Annotated in this window: 15 protein-coding genes; 4 read left to right on the forward strand and 11 right to left on the reverse strand. The window is 48.0% G+C overall.

Annotation, left to right across the window (positions count from 1 at the left end):
- Positions 1-259 precede the first annotated feature (259 nt).
- From I2I11_RS02225 to I2I11_RS02250, 6 genes are all read right to left on the reverse strand, one after another.
- The gene (locus tag I2I11_RS02225; RefSeq protein WP_196266457.1) at positions 260-793 is read right to left on the reverse strand and encodes a hypothetical protein; all 534 of its coding nucleotides are present in this window, start codon (positions 791-793) and stop codon (positions 260-262) included.
- A 182-nt stretch (positions 794-975) separates the two neighbouring features.
- Positions 976-1,629: a fasciclin domain-containing protein gene (locus I2I11_RS02230; protein ID WP_196266021.1), complete on the reverse strand. Its 654-nt coding sequence runs from the start codon at positions 1,627-1,629 to the stop codon at positions 976-978.
- A gap of 138 nt (positions 1,630-1,767) precedes the next feature.
- Positions 1,768-2,448, reverse strand: a complete 681-nt coding sequence (locus I2I11_RS02235; protein WP_196266022.1) for a fasciclin domain-containing protein — start codon at positions 2,446-2,448, stop codon at positions 1,768-1,770.
- A 114-nt stretch (positions 2,449-2,562) separates the two neighbouring features.
- Positions 2,563-3,240, reverse strand: a complete 678-nt coding sequence (locus I2I11_RS02240; protein ID WP_196266023.1) for a fasciclin domain-containing protein — start codon at positions 3,238-3,240, stop codon at positions 2,563-2,565.
- 154 nt (positions 3,241-3,394) lie between these two features.
- Positions 3,395-4,495, reverse strand: coding sequence for a trypsin-like peptidase domain-containing protein (locus tag I2I11_RS02245; RefSeq protein ID WP_196266024.1), 1,101 nt, complete (start codon positions 4,493-4,495; stop codon positions 3,395-3,397).
- A 49-nt stretch (positions 4,496-4,544) separates the two neighbouring features.
- A complete protein-coding gene (locus I2I11_RS02250; RefSeq protein ID WP_196266025.1) occupies positions 4,545-5,117 on the reverse strand; it encodes an RNA polymerase sigma factor in 573 nt (190 codons plus the stop codon).
- A 143-nt stretch (positions 5,118-5,260) separates the two neighbouring features.
- Here I2I11_RS02250 and I2I11_RS02255 point away from each other — a divergent pair, with 143 nt between their 5' ends.
- Positions 5,261-5,479, forward strand: coding sequence for a hypothetical protein (locus I2I11_RS02255; RefSeq protein ID WP_196266026.1), 219 nt, complete (start codon positions 5,261-5,263; stop codon positions 5,477-5,479).
- Positions 5,480-5,638: 159 nt separating this feature from the next.
- Here I2I11_RS02255 and I2I11_RS02260 read toward each other — a convergent pair whose 3' ends face one another.
- Positions 5,639-6,829 (reverse strand): proline dehydrogenase family protein, encoded by a 1,191-nt coding sequence (locus I2I11_RS02260; RefSeq protein WP_196266027.1) that lies wholly within the window; start codon positions 6,827-6,829, stop codon positions 5,639-5,641.
- Between the two features lie 377 nt (positions 6,830-7,206).
- Between I2I11_RS02260 and aroB the strand changes: the two genes are divergently transcribed.
- Genes aroB through I2I11_RS02275 form a run of 3 tightly spaced genes read left to right on the forward strand, consistent with a single transcriptional unit; the run spans position 7,207 to position 9,992 of the window.
- Entirely contained in the window at positions 7,207-8,244 is a 1,038-nt protein-coding gene (aroB, locus tag I2I11_RS02265; protein ID WP_196266028.1) for a 3-dehydroquinate synthase, read from the forward strand.
- Complete coding sequence (locus I2I11_RS02270; protein WP_196266029.1) at positions 8,241-9,467, forward strand: 3-phosphoshikimate 1-carboxyvinyltransferase; 1,227 nt, start codon at positions 8,241-8,243, stop codon at positions 9,465-9,467. Before aroB ends, I2I11_RS02270 begins: the two co-directional genes overlap by 4 nt.
- A complete protein-coding gene (locus tag I2I11_RS02275) occupies positions 9,468-9,992 on the forward strand; it encodes a hypothetical protein (protein WP_196266030.1) in 525 nt (174 codons plus the stop codon).
- Here I2I11_RS02275 and I2I11_RS02280 read toward each other — a convergent pair whose 3' ends face one another.
- From I2I11_RS02280 to I2I11_RS02295, 4 genes are all read right to left on the reverse strand, one after another.
- Complete coding sequence (locus I2I11_RS02280) at positions 9,993-10,790, reverse strand: ABC transporter substrate-binding protein (protein WP_230679835.1); 798 nt, start codon at positions 10,788-10,790, stop codon at positions 9,993-9,995. It abuts the gene before it with no gap.
- Positions 10,791-10,855: 65 nt separating this feature from the next.
- Positions 10,856-11,926, reverse strand: a complete 1,071-nt coding sequence (locus tag I2I11_RS02285; RefSeq protein WP_196266031.1) for a M42 family metallopeptidase — start codon at positions 11,924-11,926, stop codon at positions 10,856-10,858.
- A 101-nt stretch (positions 11,927-12,027) separates the two neighbouring features.
- Positions 12,028-13,587 carry an acyl-CoA carboxylase subunit beta gene (locus I2I11_RS02290; RefSeq protein WP_196266032.1) on the reverse strand — a complete coding sequence of 520 codons (1,560 nt, stop codon included), beginning with the start codon at positions 13,585-13,587 and terminating at the stop codon, positions 12,028-12,030.
- A 200-nt stretch (positions 13,588-13,787) separates the two neighbouring features.
- Positions 13,788-16,373, reverse strand: a complete 2,586-nt coding sequence (locus I2I11_RS02295; protein ID WP_196266033.1) for an ATP-dependent Clp protease ATP-binding subunit — start codon at positions 16,371-16,373, stop codon at positions 13,788-13,790.
- Positions 16,374-16,464 lie beyond the last annotated feature (91 nt).

A 16,464-nucleotide genomic window follows, 5' to 3' on the forward strand; every position in this document is an offset into this window, starting at 1 on the left:
ACTTAAAGTATAGCTCAGCACCAGGCGCTCAATTGTAAGTATAGACTGCGCATTATAGCAGCATCATACTTAAAGTATAGCTATCAAAATAAAGATAAACAGGCCGGGCAGCCTTTGTTTATTACGGCTTGATGATAAAAGCGTAAGACGGGGCACTGCTGCTGGCGCAGCCTTATCTGACTGGTAAAATCCAGAATAAAAATAAAAGCCGGGTATCTTGCTAACAGATACCCGGCTTTTATGTGGTTAAGCTAAGAGCTTAGTAATAAATGTGCTCTCCTCTGTTTTTCTGGAAGTGCGTCTCAAAGTAGCGGGCGTCTTCAGCGCTTTCTGGTTTAAAGCCAATCACGATGTTTCCTTCCTTGATGCCAGTTTCGTATACTTTGGCGCGCTCTTCGGGTATACCGGCACCCACCAGGGCGCCAATCAAACCACCCGTTAAGCCACCGGCTCCGGCACCGGCCAGACCAGCTGCTAAAGGACCTGCTACTATCAGGCCAAGGCCCGGAATTGCTACAGAAGTACCAATAGCTGCAATGGCACCCACAATGGCACCCAGGGTGCCACCAATCGCTGAACCTGCACCGGCGCCTTCAAGCGACTTATTGCCTAATTCTGTTGTGTCGTCTTTGTCATCATCGCCGAAATGCCTTTTACGGCCTTCATCCGACATAACGACGTTTATATCGTCTTTATCATACCCGCGGGCGCGAAGCTCTTCGAAGGCACGTTCTGCACTTTCTCTGTCTCTAAACATAGCGGTCATCATGCCCGCATTATCAGTTCTGTTCATCATAGTTTTATAGTTATGTGTTGTTATGTGTAAACCAACGCTTCTTACAGGTATTGGCTGTTTTCTGCGTTATAGGTATACTAACGGCAACAGCAAGGTATGGTTACGGCAGGCGGTTCCGGCCTGGAGCTGATGTGCGCCTATGCTGTTGTTTAGCTATTTCAGGCAACCCAAAGCTTGGGTTATTCCTGCGGAGGGAGCAGTACCTTGTTAATAATGTGCACAACGCCGTTCGATGCTTTTATATCGGGTGTGACAATCTGGGCGCCGCCTACCACAAAGCCCCTGTCATCTACCTGTACCACTACTTCATCGCCCTGGGCAGTTTGCATTTGCATGTTGTCCTTCAGCTCATAAGACATTACGCGATTAGGTAGCACATGTGCCTGCAGAATGCGGGTAAGTTCCAGCTTGTTATCACCCAGCATCAGGGTCTCTACCGTACCTTCCGGTAATGCAGCAAAAGCTTCATCGGTAGGGGCAAACAGAGTATATTCAGCAGGGCTGTCCAGTATCGTTACCATGTCGGCCGCGCGTACAAGCTTTGTGAGCGTGGAGAGATCAGGATTGCTCTGGATAAGTGCAAAAATGTTCCGTGCCTTTCCAACAGGGTTGTCGGCTGATACAGTCTCATCTTCGTTATCGGCAGTCATGTTGGTATCCATCGTTGTGGTATCATCAACTGCTGCACTGTCGGTTGTTGCTGCTACGCCTGTTTCGGTCGCCTCTGTTTCAGCACTGCTGTTTACCACATCTGTGCTGTCGCTTACACTGGCACAGCCCAGCAGCACCGCCGCTGTGGCTGCCATGCATATTGTTGTTATCTTGTTTCTCATCCGTTTTAGGTTTATATGCTCTTTATTAGTTATTCATACGCACCCCGGGCTTAAAAGCTACCTGTGCATTTTTTGTCTCTGCGCTATAAACAGTAAGCCCCTCGGTTGAGAGGGGCTTACTGTTTATAATATCATACTTTACTTGTCGTTTACCTCAACATCTTCTGGTATAATTACATTGTTAACCACTTGTATAATGCCGTTTGAAGCTATTACATCGGGTTTAACAATGGTGGCACCTCCTACTGTAACAAGGCTACCTACATTATCAACACTAACATCCACGTATTGGCCTTCTGCAGTTTCCAGGCGTTGTGTTGTATTAAACTGAGATGACAGCACTCTGGAGGGGATGATGTGTGCCTGGATAACTTTAGCCAGGGCAATCTGGTTTGTCGGATCTATGAGGTAGTTATACTGTTCTCTGGACAATTCCTCAAAAGCTTCGTTGGTGGGCATAAGCACGGTTAAGGGGCCTGCTGCATTAAAAGCAGTTGTCAGGTTGGCTGCTTCTACGAGCTTTACAAATGTAGAAAGGTGCTCGTTTTTCCGGGCCAGGTCCAGGATAGTATATTGCTCGGTGTTGTCTATATCCTCAAACATGTCGTAGTAAGAGGCATTGGCGTTATCAGCAGCTACACCGTCCGTCAGGCCAGGCTGTACGCTTGTATCGCTACCTGATGCCATAGGCTGATCTGTAGCCTGCGATGCATCCATAGCGGCAGCATCGTCTGTTGTATCTGTGGTGCTGGCACACCCAAACAGTGTCATGGCCATTGTTGCCATAGCTGCCAGCGGGGTAATTAGTTTCTTTTTCATAGTATAGTTTTGGTGTTGTAAAGCGGTTTTATTGCTGCATACCTGCCGGGTTATGAAAATAAAAACCCTCTTTTATTGCTAAAGAGGGTTTAACTTTCATCTCAACGGGAGATATTAATAGATGCCAAACTCATCCTTAACGGCATCTTCGCTGGGAACGATTACACCGTCAACAACATGTATTATGCCGTCAGATGCTTCTATATCACCTTTCACGATGGTTGCGCCGCCTATGGTAACCATTGTGCCGCCCATACTTACGTCTACAGGAATATGGCGATCTTCTGAAAGCGCGATCTGCTGGGAAGTGTTAAACTGCATAGAAGGCACTTTAGAGGGAAGTACGTGCGCCTGTATTACCCGCATCAGACTGGCTTTATTTTCCGGATTGAGCAACATTTCAAGTTTCTCTTTAGGCACCTTGGCAAAAGCCTCATTTGTTGGTGCAAAAAGGGTAAAACCATCTATACGCTCCAAATCAGACTCCATATCTGCCAGGTCAACCAGTGTTGCAAAGGTGGACAGGTTAGGGCTCTTTTTTATCAGGGTAAGTGCGTCGTACTGTTCTGTATTGTCGATGTCTTCAAACATTTCGCCAACCGGAACAGGGTTCTCTAAAGACAGAGATGCGATAGGAATTACTGCTACAGGAACTGATGCAACGGCAGCCACATCTAATGTATTGTCATCAGTTGCGGCGGCATCATTCATGCTTTCAGAACCAGCACATCCGGCCAGTAAAAATGTTGAAACTGCTAAGGCAGTAAAAGTTTTAAAAATGTTCTTTCTCATAGCTTTAGTTCAATTAAGTTAAACGTTGTATGCACAAGCATACCTACTTATTTAACTCTTGTTTATGAGAAATTGTTGAGACAGGAAGGGCATAAAAGCAGGCATAGAGAAAAATTTTCTTTACGTTCGCTAATAAAAAAAGGCCGTTCGCTTATTAATTATAGACCTTTACTACAAAAACGTAGTCTTTTAGCTTCTTAAGCTGCTGTGGCCTCGGATTACCCGCTAAGGTATTGTTTTTTGGCAACGACATAGGCGCCAGCGAAGTAGTTTCCGGCAGTTCCTCTACCATCTGCATCAGGTAAGCCGACTTGATAGCAAAGGCTGCTCCCTCCTGGCCTGCCTGCTTGCCGCTGATAACGCCGATAAGATTGCCTTTGTCGTCAAACAGCGGGCCGCCGCTATTGCCGGGGTTCAGCGGAATAGAGATTTGATAGGAAGTAGTATCGCCTTCAAACCCGGAGGTAGAACTGAGGGAACCCTCGCCAAACACAATATCCTCGCGCGGATAACCCAGCGTGTATACATGTTCGCCCAAGTCAGACTCTGCTGTTTTAAAAGTATAGGGCAGTTTGCCGAAGCCAGAAAAAGAGGGGTCTTCTATTTTCAGGATGGAAAGATCATGGATTTGATCGCGGTATATTTCATTGACTTTATACTTTAGACCGGATTTGTTTTCAATGTAAATAGAGTCGCCGCCTTCTATCACATGCGAGTTGGTTACCAGATAGCCGTCGGCGCTGATGGCAAAACCTGTACCGCTGAAAGTGGCAGAACGGGGAGTTGCCGGCTTGGAGGCGTCGTTGATACCATTGATAATTTCTGTCTGTGCTTTCTTTAAACGTTCAACTTCCCGGCGAAGCTCCACATAGCGAACTGTCTGCTGCTGCACAGGCGCTTTCAGTTGCTGCACACTCCAGAGGGTGCCAAATATCGAGAGCAGTGAAACGCTTGCTGCCACGGCCATTGTTTGGGCATGTTGGTTAATGAACACGCGCCAGCCGGCTGTAGCTGTCTCACGCGTTGCAGGCACAGTTTCGGATTGCATGTCCGCATGCAGGCGGTTAAGCTTATTTTTGAGCAACTGGCGCTGGCCGTATTTCTGCAGTGTCTGCAGCAGCTGCCTGTGTTCAAGCACCTGCCTGTTCAGGCGCGCATCATTATGGAGCAGGGCTTCGAAAGATGCCTGCTCCTCGGGAGCCATGTTGCCGTTGAGGTAACGCTCTATTTGTTCGTAAGCACGGTATTCTAACATCGTAATCTTCTCCAAGGCCTCACCGAAGCCAGACTGTTGAGCAGCCCTGTTACACCTCGGGCTTATAGGTAGAAAAAAACAGCTTTTTCAGGCGCTGCAGGCATTTATACTTCTGGTTTTTGGCGGTGTCCGTATTTACATAGCCAAACTTATCTGTAATATCCTGCATGTTCTGCAGGCGGATGTAAAAATCTTCAAGTAAACTCCGGCAAGGTTCGCCAACCTGTTCCAGGGCTTCTGTCATCACGTTAAACTGGTGTTCCTGTTCTTCGTGATAGGGGATGTCTTCCTCTACACTTACAAAATTCTCCGAGTCATCCAGTTTGCTGGCAAAGCGCCCTTTTTCAGCCAGGCGCTTCAGCCAGAGCCGGCGGCACACCGAGTAGAGGTATGTTTTAATCTGGCAGCTCAGCTCCAGCCGGCCCGCTTTAATTTTCTCGTAAAAAACGATGACAGCTTCCTGGTAAATGTCTTTTGCCTCGTCATCAGTTCCACTGTTGCTCAGAATAAAGTAAGAGATCACCGGAAAGTAAAGCCTGTACAGTTGCGCCAGGGCAGCATCTTCATCATTCCGGATACCCTCCACAATCGCTTCATCCGTCTCATACAAACGTTTCTTCATTCCGTTCAATATTTATACCTGTTTCTGCTGTTTGTAACCCAATAAAAATTATTTTTTATTTTTTCTGAAAAGGCGGGTTACCTAAAGCTGTGTTCCTGTATGAAGTGAAAATCGAAACCAAACACTTAATCACAAAACACAAAATGAAAAATCTATTTAAATTCGCTTTCGTTGCTTTTGCTCTTACTGCTTTCACTGCTTGTGGCGACCAAGGAGCTGCTACTGAAACTGAAGGCGTTGAAACTACTGAAGAAGCTACTGACGCTACTTTAGAGGAGGCTACTCCAGCTGATGCTGACATGGATGCTACCATGCCAGCTGATACAACTGTTGCGGTTGACTCTGCTACTGTAGTTGAGTAATTATAACGGAACGAAGGCATTAAGCTTCTAGTTCTAAATTTACAGCGGGCTCCGTGCATTAGTGCGGAGCCCGCTGCTTTTTACCGCTATTACAATAAAGCTTACCTGAGCCTGAAACAGTAAACCGGCCTGATGGGGTGACTTCTCTTCTTAGCAGTTTCAGCTACTTTTTTCGCGTCGGCGGCGTGCTATTTCCTTCTGAATGAGCACAAGCTCCCGGCTGCTTTGCCCGGCTATGGCTGTGTTCTCGTTGGCGCGGCGCAGCAGGTAAGGCATCACAGCATCTACCGGACCATAAGGCACATACTTGGCTACATTATAACCCGCTTTGGCCAGGTTGTACGACAGGTTATCACTCATGCCATAAAGCTGGGCAAAGTATACGCGCTCATCATCCGGAGCAATATGATGCTCCTGCATCAGTTCCATCAACAGTGAGCAGCTTGCCTCGTTGTGTGTACCGGCACAGAAAGAAATATGGTTGATGTGCGCCACACAAAATGCAAGCGCTGCATTATACAAATCATCAGATGCCTGTTTGGTCGGGTTAATGGGGCTTTGATAGCCTTGCTCCTGTGCGCGTTTACGCTCCTTTTCCATGTAGGCGCCCCGTACCGGTTTGGCACCTAATATATAGCCGCCAGCCACCGCCTGCGCATAATCACGCTTAATTACATCCAGCCTGTCGAGGCGGTAGAGTTGGTAAGTGTTGTATACAATGGCTCTTTCTTTGTTGTAAAGCGCCATCATCTCGTACGTCAGGTTGTCTACTGTTTCCTGAAACCAGCTTTCCTCGGCATCCACAAAAACACGCACACCGGCTTCGTAGCAGCGCTGGCAAATAGCGTTTACACGGTCGCGGCCCCGCTCAAAAGCGCCGCGTTCATCGGCTGTCAGTTCCTGGCGTGCCTGTACTTTCTCCAGCAGACCGGTATCCACCAATCCGGTAACTTTAAACACCGAAAACGGGATGTGCGGGTTGTTACGTGCTTTTTCTATGGTTCTGAGGATCTCGTCGCGTGTGGCGTCGAAGCTTTTCTCGTTGCCTTCGCCTTCTACCGAGTAATCCAGGATGGCGCCAATGTTATAGTCGCCTAGTTCCTGTATCGCCCTTTCAACCTCGTGCAGGTTTTCGCCGCCGCAGAAATGCCGGAAAATAGTAGGCTTCACAATAAATTTAACCGGCAGGTGTAAATGAAGCGCGGTATTCAGCAAACCGCCGCCAATTTTAACAAGCGCGTTGCTGTTCATTGCTTTAAACAGCAGGTACATCTTATAAAGCTCAGCATTTGACTTGGAAGCAAATGCAGTGGCTGTATTATCAAAAGATACGTTGGTAACGGGGCTCATGAAGTATAAATTTCCCTGCAAAGATAGCGCATCAGGCCCATTTCAACATCATACTTCCGGATAGTTGTACTACTGGTTTAAGCCCGGAAGGCGGCTGTGCCGGATTATGGGCAATGCTTCGTGCTTTACTTTTTTATTTGGTTATATTTGCCACAAGGCTTACCGGGCATGATGTTTAAGCCGGGTAAGTTGTTGTAGTGCTGAATTGCTAAATGGTTAATTGCTGATTGTTATGTTTGAAACATACAGGCCTCAACTCTTTAACTTTTTAAATAGCCGGGCCCAGTTAAATATATACGATTTATGTATAATATTTTGGTAATTAACATATTGGCACATTAATGAATTAGCACATTTACTTAACTCTCTGACGCAGAATGACAGAAACCATACATATTGGCGACAGTGTATTGCAGGAACTAACAACGCTGCTGCAAAACCGGGCTTTCAGCAAAGTAGCGGTGCTGGCAGATGAAAATACCCTGGTGCATTGTTACCCCGCTATAAAGCCATACTTGCCGGCCCACGAACTTATTCAGGTAAAAAGCGGCGAAGAGCATAAAACGCTGCAAACCTGCGAGCATATCTGGCAACGCATGACGGAACTGCACCTGGATCGCTGGTCGGTGCTCGTGAACCTGGGTGGCGGCGTAATCGGCGACATGGGCGGTTTCTGTGCGGCTGTGTTTAAGCGCGGTTTATACTTTGTGCAGGTGCCTACCACGCTGCTGGCGCAGGTAGATGCCAGTGTAGGCGGCAAAACCGGCATAGATTTTCATGGGCTCAAAAATCACATCGGGGTATACCAGGAGCCGCAGGCGGTTTTTATTGATCCAGCCTTTTTGCAGACGCTTCCGCCCCGGCAAATTAAATCCGGTTATGCCGAAATTATCAAGCATTGGCTGATTGCTGATGGGCCAGCTTTTGAAGAACAACGCTACGTTGGCCTGTTTGTAGAAAATTGGGAAGAAATTATCCGGCAATCAGTAAGTATAAAAGCCCGGGTAGTGGAGGCCGATCCGCTGGAAGGCGGTTACCGCAAAGTGCTGAACTTTGGCCATACCGTAGGGCACGCTATAGAAAGCTACCTGCTGGAGCAGCCAGGCCGGGCATTGCTGCACGGCGAAGCCATTGCTATAGGTATGCTTTGCGAGGCCTGGCTGTCAGTAAAACATAAGTTGCTGACGCAGGAAGAACTGGAAAAGATAGAAACTTTCCTGATTTCAATTTATGAGAAAATTTCGCTGGCAGGGGCAGACATCCAAAGTATAGCACAGCTGGCCTTACAGGATAAAAAAAATACAAACGCCACCATTAACTGTACCTTGCTGAACGGCATCGGGAAAGCCGTTTACGACCAGCCTGTTACATTGCAGGAGATCCGGGAATCATTGCATTACTATACGTCACTATGAGCCAAAGCATTACCCTTAGTCACCCCAACAACATTCTGAAAGGAAGTATAAAGTTGCCAGCTTCTAAAAGTGAGGCCAACCGCGCGCTCATTATTGCGGCGCTATCAGGAGAACAGGCTGAATTGGAGAACTTATCGGAAGCCAACGATACGCAACTGCTGCAGCGCCTGCTGAAGAGCCGTGAAGAAACGATTGATGCCGAAGATGCCGGTACGGTAATGCGCTTTCTGACTGCTTATTATGCTGTAACAGGCCAGCAAAAAATACTGACCGGTACGCCACGCATGTGCCAACGGCCCATAAAGGTGCTGGTTGAGGCGCTGCGTACGCTGGGAGCAAGTATAGATTATCTGGGTGAGGAAGGATATCCGCCTATGAAAATAAACGGTTTCAGTGGCAATGGAAATAAGCACCTGAAGATACGCAGCGACATCAGCAGCCAGTACATTTCTGCCCTGCTGATGGTAGGGCCGCTGCTGCCGGAAGGATTGGAACTGGAGCTGGAAGGCAAGATTGGCTCACGGCCATACATTGAAATGACGCTTTCGCTGATGCATCATTTTGGCGTGTCGGCTGATTTTACAGAGAATACCATTACTGTGCCGCATCAGCCATATAAAGCTGCCCGTTTCATGGTAGAGTCAGACTGGTCGGCAGCGAGTTACTGGTATAGCCTGGTGGCTTTGGCAAAAGAGGCGGAGATTACGCTGCTGGGTCTAAAAGAGCAGTCTTTTCAGGGCGACCGCGCCATTGTGGACATTATGTATAAACTGGGTGTGTATACTTCGTTTACCGCGCAAGGCGTACAACTAACCAAAAAGCACCACGAAAAACAAGTAGCTTTAGACTTCTCGGACTGCCCTGATCTGGCCCAGACGGTTGTTGCACTTTGTGCAGCACTTGGCGTTACGCTGGAGATGACAGGCCTGGAAAGCCTGCGCATCAAAGAAACAGACCGCATCCAGGCGCTGCAGATTGAAGTGCTGGAAACCGGCGCCTCGTTGCAGGAGATTACGCCGGGCGTATTCCGCTTAGAACCGGGTATCCTTGCCAAAAAGGAACTTTCGTTCCGCACGTACCAGGACCACCGCATGGCCATGGCTTTTGCGCCACTTGCCTTGCTGGAGCCCGTGCATATTCAGGGACCCAGCGTCGTCCGTAAATCCTACCCCCGGTTCTGGGAAGATTTGGAGAAAGTGGGGTTTGTGGTGAACCAAGCGTAGATGGCTGAGCGGCACCTGTATGGCGATGGGGCTAAAATAGAAGAGCTGCTTCGGGAAATGGAGTTGGTAGAATTGGCTGCAGGGGGCTGGGCTGCGGTTTATAAGCATAATGCTACCGGTGCATTTTGGATGAAGTATCATACTATGTCCGGAAGTCAGGGCGGAGGCTATGTACAGCTTATCAGATTGCCTCTACCTTCAACTGAACAGCTCATAAGCATAGCTTTATATTCCCAGTTTGAGGATGAAGCGCTTGCCGCTATACTACGCCTTGTAGACGAGGAGGCAATTGAGCAGAAGGATTTCCGGCATCAGCTATTAAATCAGCTGGAAGAGCAAAACCTGTCCGGCTTAAGTAGCAGTCAGAAACTGCGGATACAAAGAATAATTAAACTATCGGCGCTGGATAATCCGATGAATAGGTGGGAAGTGCTGAATAAAAGTGCAGCTCAGGTGCAACAGGAGGCTTTATATTTTAAGACAGCTGCCGACAGGGCAAAACTTCTGCTCAAAAGGGTGCTATAATTAAAGGTAAAACAGCTTCTCCACTTCGTATACCAACTGCTGCAAATACGCCGGTGCGTGCAGCAACCGGCTGCCGTACCAACTGAACATTTCCCCGTCAACTACTTTTACCAGCGCCTGCGGACATAGCTTCTGAAACTCAGCAATATGTTTTTCTTTAAACGGATACGGCTCCGAAGATAAAAATATAAGCTGCGGATTAGCCTTTTGCAGTTGTTCCGTTGTAATCTCAGGATAACGTGGCAGATCGGCAAATGCATTGCTAAAGCCGCAGCGTTGCAGCATATGGTTGATAATGTTATGACTGCCTGCGATCATGTATGGTTTTCGCCAGATAAAGTAAGCGGTTTTAATACCTGGCTGAAGCGGCTCTAACTCCTTAAAACTTGTGTTTATACTTTGTGCAAGTTTCTGCGCCTTTGCCCTGGTGCCTGCCAGCTGCCCCACCTGCTGCATCATGTCCAGCGCATCTTCCAAAGTATAAATATCGCTCATCCATACTTTATACTTGCGCTGCAAAGCTTCAATCCCTTCTTTGTAGTTCTCTTCCCTGTTGCCGATAATCAAATCAGGTTGCAGGGCATCAATTTTATCGAAGTGGAAATTCTTGGTGCCGCCAATAATGGTTTTATACTTGATGGCGGCTGCCGGGTGAATGCAGAATTTGGTAACACCCACGATGCGATCAGCCAGGCCTAAATCAAACAGCAACTCCGTTTGTGAAGGCACGAGTGATACAATGCGTTGCGGCAAGTAAGGCATTGTAAGCTGCTGGCCCATCTGGTCAGTAAAAATCATAAGCTTGTAAAATTAAAAACCCGGCAGGTTTTTAAGTCTGCCGGGTTTACCATAAAGTATAAATCTTAGCTCAGATAGCGGAAATCCTGCCCGTCCTGAATCTTTAGTATTGTTTCGTAAATCATTTTAATCACATTCTCCACATCGTCTTTGTGTACTGTTTCTACAGTAGTGTGCATGTATTTGAGTGGAAGTGAAATAAGGGCAGCGGCCACGCCCGAACTGGAGTAAGCAAAGGCATCGGTATCGGTGCCGGTGGCCCGCGAAACAGCAGAGCGCTGGAACGGAATATCCTTTTCTTTGGCCGTATTGATGATGAGGTCGCGCACGTTGTTCTGCACAGCCGGCCCATAAGCAATCACCGGGCCTTTGCCGCAATGAATGTCGCCGCTCAGTTTTTTCTCATACATCGGCGACTGTGTGTCGTGCGTTACGTCGGTGATGATGGCTACATCGGGGTTAATGCGGTGGGCGATCATCTCGGCGCCGCGCAGGCCTATTTCTTCCTGCACTGCGTTTACTATGTATAAGCCAAAAGGCAGCTGGTTGTTGTTTTCTTTCAGCAGGCGTGCCACTTCAGCTATCATAAAGCCGCCGATACGGTTGTCGAGGGCGCGGCCAACATAGAATTTGTCGTTCAGTACGGTAAATTCATCTTCAAAAGTAGCTACGCAGCCTACGTGTACGCCCATTTCCTCTACTTCTTCGCGGTTGCTGCCGCCGCAGTCCAGGAAAATGGTTTCCATGTTTGGCGCTTTGTCGTTTTCAGTCTTGCGCACATGTATGGCCGGCCAGCCGAAAACCGCTTTTACAATACCTTTGGATGTATAAATATTCACCCGCTTGGATGGCGCAATGAGGGCATCGGAGCCGCCGTTGCGTTTCAGGTAAATGTAACCTTCGGGGGTGATGTAGTTCACGAACCAGGAGATTTCATCAGCATGCGCTTCGATTACCACTTTATACTTCGCCTCCGGGTTGATAACGCCGACCACAGTGCCATAAGTATCTACAAAATAATCGTCGACGTAAGGTTTTACGTAAGTGAGCCATAGTTTCTGGCCTTCTGCCTCAAAGCCGGTCGGAGAGGAGTTATTCAGGTATTTTTGAAGGAAATCGAAGGATTCTTGTCTCATAGTTGATATAATTAAAAATTAGAAATAGTCAGAAAGTAGATTTTGAACCGGTATGTACATACGATGCATTTCTAATTTCTAATTTTGAATTTATAATTTGATTAAAGCGGAATGTTGCCATGCTTCTTACGTGGCAGCTGTACGGCTTTGTTTTCCAGCATCTTAAACGCTTTAATTAGTTTTGCCCTTGTTTCAGATGGCATTATCACCTCATCAATAAAACCACGGTGTGCGGCGCGGTAAGGGGTGGCAAACTTCTCTCTGTACTCCTGTACTTTTTCGGCCAGTTTGGCTTCCGGATCGTCAGCGGCAGCAATTTCACGCTTAAAGATAATCTCGGCAGCACCCTGTGCGCCCATCACGGCAATCTCTGCTGAGGGCCAGGCAAAATTCATATCTGCGCCAATGTGCTTGGAGTTCATGACGTCGTAAGCGCCGCCGTAAGCTTTGCGGGTAATAACAGTAATGCGCGGAACGGTTGCTTCACAGAAGGCAAACAGCAGCTTAGCGCCATTGGTGATGATGCCGCGCCACTCCTGGTCGGTGCCCGGCAGAAAGCCCGGCACGTCTTCCAATACCAGCAGCGGTACGTTAAAACTATCACAGAAGCGCACAAAGCGGGCAGCTTTGGTACTGGCGTTAATATCTAATACACCAGCCAGCACGGCAGGTTGGTTGCCTACAATGCCGATGCTGCGGCCAGCTATTCGGGCAAAGCCTACGACAATGTTCTCTCCAAAATTTTTATGTACTTCAAAGAAAGAATCTGTGTCAATAATCCCTTCAATCACCTCTCGGATATCGTAAGGCTGGTTCGGGTTTTCCGGTAAAATGGTATCAAGTATGGCGCGCGCTTCGTCACCCCCGGACTCATAGGGAAGGAAAGGCGGTAACTCTTCGCAATTCTGCGGAATGTAGCTGAGCAGTGTTTTGATATTGGAGATGCACTCTACCTCGTTGGCGCAGGAGAAATGTGTTACGCCGCTTTTGGTGCTGTGGGTGCTTGCGCCACCAAGCTCTTCAGAAGTTACCTCCTCGTGTGTTACTGTTTTTACCACGTTAGGGCCGGTTACAAACATGTAGGAGGTATCCTGCACCATCAGGATAAAATCGGTGATAGCCGGTGAGTACACTGCGCCGCCTGCGCAGGGCCCCATAATAGCTGAGATTTGCGGTACAACGCCCGAAGCCAGTGTGTTGCGGTAAAAGATATCAGCATAACCTCCCAGCGATACCACGCCCTCTTGTATGCGGGCGCCGCCAGAGTCGTTGAGGCCGATAACGGGAGCGCCGTTTTTCATGGCCAGCTCCATAATTTTCACAATCTTTTCGGCGTGCGTCTCAGAAAGCGAACCGCCCAGCACCGTAAAGTCCTGCGAAAAGACGTATACCAGCCGGCCATTAATTATGCCGTAGCCCGTCACCACGCCATCGCCTAAATAATATTGCTTGTCGAGGCCGAAATCTTTGGAGCGGTGCATCACAAATTTACCGGTTTCTTCAAACGAGCCTTCATCCATCAACAGGCTGATGCGCTCACGTGCGGTAAGTTTGCCCTTTTTGTGCTGTGCTTTTATCCGATCTTCGCCGCCGCCCAGCAATGCTTCAGCATTTTTGCGGTTCAGTGTCTGTATCTGGCCTTGTCTGATTTCTCCTGGCATTTAAATAGGGGATAGCGTATTAAGTGTTAATAAATCATTAATTCTCAAATTTAGAAATTCTGCACCGATTTCGGGTATACTTGTGGCTTTTTTAGATCTGATGGTAGCTAAGGGACAGCAAGATAGATAAACGGCATAAGGGTAGAATAAAAAAAGGCTATCCAATTTGGATAGCCTTTGCTTTAACTTTAATTTATACTTTATTCCTGTGTTTTGTCTGTGGATTTAGTTGGCTCAGTTTCCTCTTCGTCAGAAGCTCCCTTTGCTTTTTTGCTGTTGCTCTTCTTCGACGTAAAAGTCAGCTTTTCTTCGCCTTCCTTGTGATCTACCAGAATGGTGTCTCCCTGGTTCACTTCCGCTTTCAGAATTTCCTCGGCAATCGGATCTTCGATATACTTCTGGATAGCACGGTTCAGCGGGCGGGCGCCATACTTCGGATCGTATCCTTTCTCGGCCACATAGTCCTTGGCTTTATCGGTTAGTTCGATAGTATAGCCAAGCGCTTCTACGCGCGTGAACAGCTTACTCAGCGACAGCTCAATAATCTTGTGCATGTCTTCACGGCCAAGCGAATTAAACACAATCACATCGTCCAGACGGTTCAGGAACTCCGGTGAGAATGTTTTCTTCAGCGCACTGGCAATCGTACTTTGCATCACATCATCCACGTTCTCCTGCTTGGATTTAGACATAAAGCCTATACCGGCACCAAAGTCCTGCAGGTCACGGGCACCAATGTTGGAGGTCATGATGATAATGGTGTTACGGAAGTCTACCTTGCGGCCCAGTCCGTCCGTCAGAATACCATCGTCGAGCACCTGCAGCAGCAGGTTATACACGTCCGGGTGCGCTTTCTCAATCTCGTCGAGCAACACCACAGAGTATGGCTTGCGTCGGATTTTCTCCGTCAGCTGGCCACCTTCTTCGTAACCCACATATCCCGGAGGCGCTCCTACCAGGCGCGATACGCTGAATTTCTCCATGTACTCGCTCATATCGATGCGCACCAGCGAATCTTCCTTATCGAACAGGTAGGTAGCCAGTACTTTGGCAAGCTCGGTTTTACCCACACCTGTCGGGCCGAGGAACACGAAGGAGCCGATTGGCTTTTTCGGATCTTTCAGGCCTACACGCGTGCGCTGTATGGCTTTTACCAGTTGGCCAATGGCCTTGTCCTGACCAATTACTTTGCCTCTGAGCTCTTCGCCCATGTTCAGGAGTTTTACGCCCTCTTTCTGGGCAATACGCTTCACCGGTATACCTGTCATCATGGCAATAACTTCTGCCACATTTTCCTCTTTTACCGTATAGCGCTTTTTCTTGGTTTCTTCTTCCCAGTTCTTTTTAGCCTGCTCCAGCTGATCAAGAAGTTTTTTCTCCTTATCCCGTAACTGCGCAGCTTCCTCGTACTTCTGGCTCTTTACTACCCGGTTTTTCTCAACCTTGATGTTCTCAATCTGCTCTTCCAGCTTCAGAATATCTTCCGGCACAATAATGTTGTTGATGTGCACGCGTGCACCTGCCTCATCCAGCACGTCAATGGCTTTGTCTGGCAGGAAACGGTCGCTCATGTAGCGGTCGCTCAGCTTCACACAAGCCTCAATGGCCTTATCGGTATAGTTTACGTGGTGGTGGTCCTGGTACTTGTCTTTGATGTTGTTCAGGATTTCCACGGTTTCCTCCGGCGTAGTCGGGTCTACCATCACAATCTGGAAACGACGGGCCAAGGCGCCGTCTTTCTCGATGTACTGGCGGTATTCGTCCAGGGTAGTAGCGCCGATGCATTGTATTTCGCCGCGGGCAAGCGCCGGCTTAAACATGTTGGAGGCATCCAAAGAGCCGGAAGCGCCACCTGCACCTACAATCGTGTGCAGCTCGTCAATGAACAGGATAACGTCCGGAGACTTTTCCAACTCGTTCATCACGGCCTTCATACGCTCTTCAAACTGGCCTCTATACTTGGTGCCGGCCACTAAAGATGCCAGATCCAGCGTAACCACGCGCTTGTTAAAGAGCACGCGACTTACTTTTTTCTGGATAATGCGCAGGGCCAGGCCTTCGGCAATGGCTGTTTTACCTACCCCAGGCTCACCTATAAGTATAGGGTTGTTTTTTTTGCGTCGGCTCAGTACCTGCGCCACACGTTCAATCTCTTTTTCACGGCCCACAATCGGGTCCAGTTTGTCTTCTTCGGCTAGTTTGGTCAGGTCGCGGCCAAAATTATCGAGCACCGGAGTGCGTGATTTTTCACCGCCTTTTTTAGCGGCGCTGCTGCCGGAACGCGACGAACTGCCGAATAATTTGTCTGAATCGTCAGAATCATCTGTGTCTGACGAGGCCAGTGGATTATTGCTGTGATAATCCAGGGAGTCTCTTATAGCTTCGTAGTTCACGTTAAATTTCGCTAAGATTTGTGAAGAAATATTGTCTTCATCCCGCAGGATGGATAATAAGAGGTGCTCAGTGCCAATAATATCACTCTTAAAGATTTTGGCCTCTAAGTAGGTAATTTTGAGCACCTTTTCGGTTTGTTTGGTAAGCGGGATACTGCCGGTAATGTTGCTGCTTTGCGAAGCTGTATTTCGGGTAGCCTGTTCTAAAGCGTACTTTAACTCATCTATCGAAACGCCGAGCTTTTTGAGCAGGGCTATGGCGGTACCTTCTCCTTCCCGTATCATGCCCAGCACCAGGTGTTCGGTACCAATGTAATCATGACCAAGACGGATAGCTTCCTCACGGCTGAGCGATATAACCTCTTTCACTCGGTTTGAGAATTTAGCTTCCATGTATACTTATATTGTTCTAAATAAAATCTGAATTTGATAACTGGCTGAGGCTTACAGAAGATGCCTGTATTTCCTGTATTTAAACAAGTTT

It is taken from the genome of Pontibacter rufus, assembly GCF_015694705.1.
GTDB lineage: Bacteria > Bacteroidota > Bacteroidia > Cytophagales > Hymenobacteraceae > Pontibacter > Pontibacter rufus.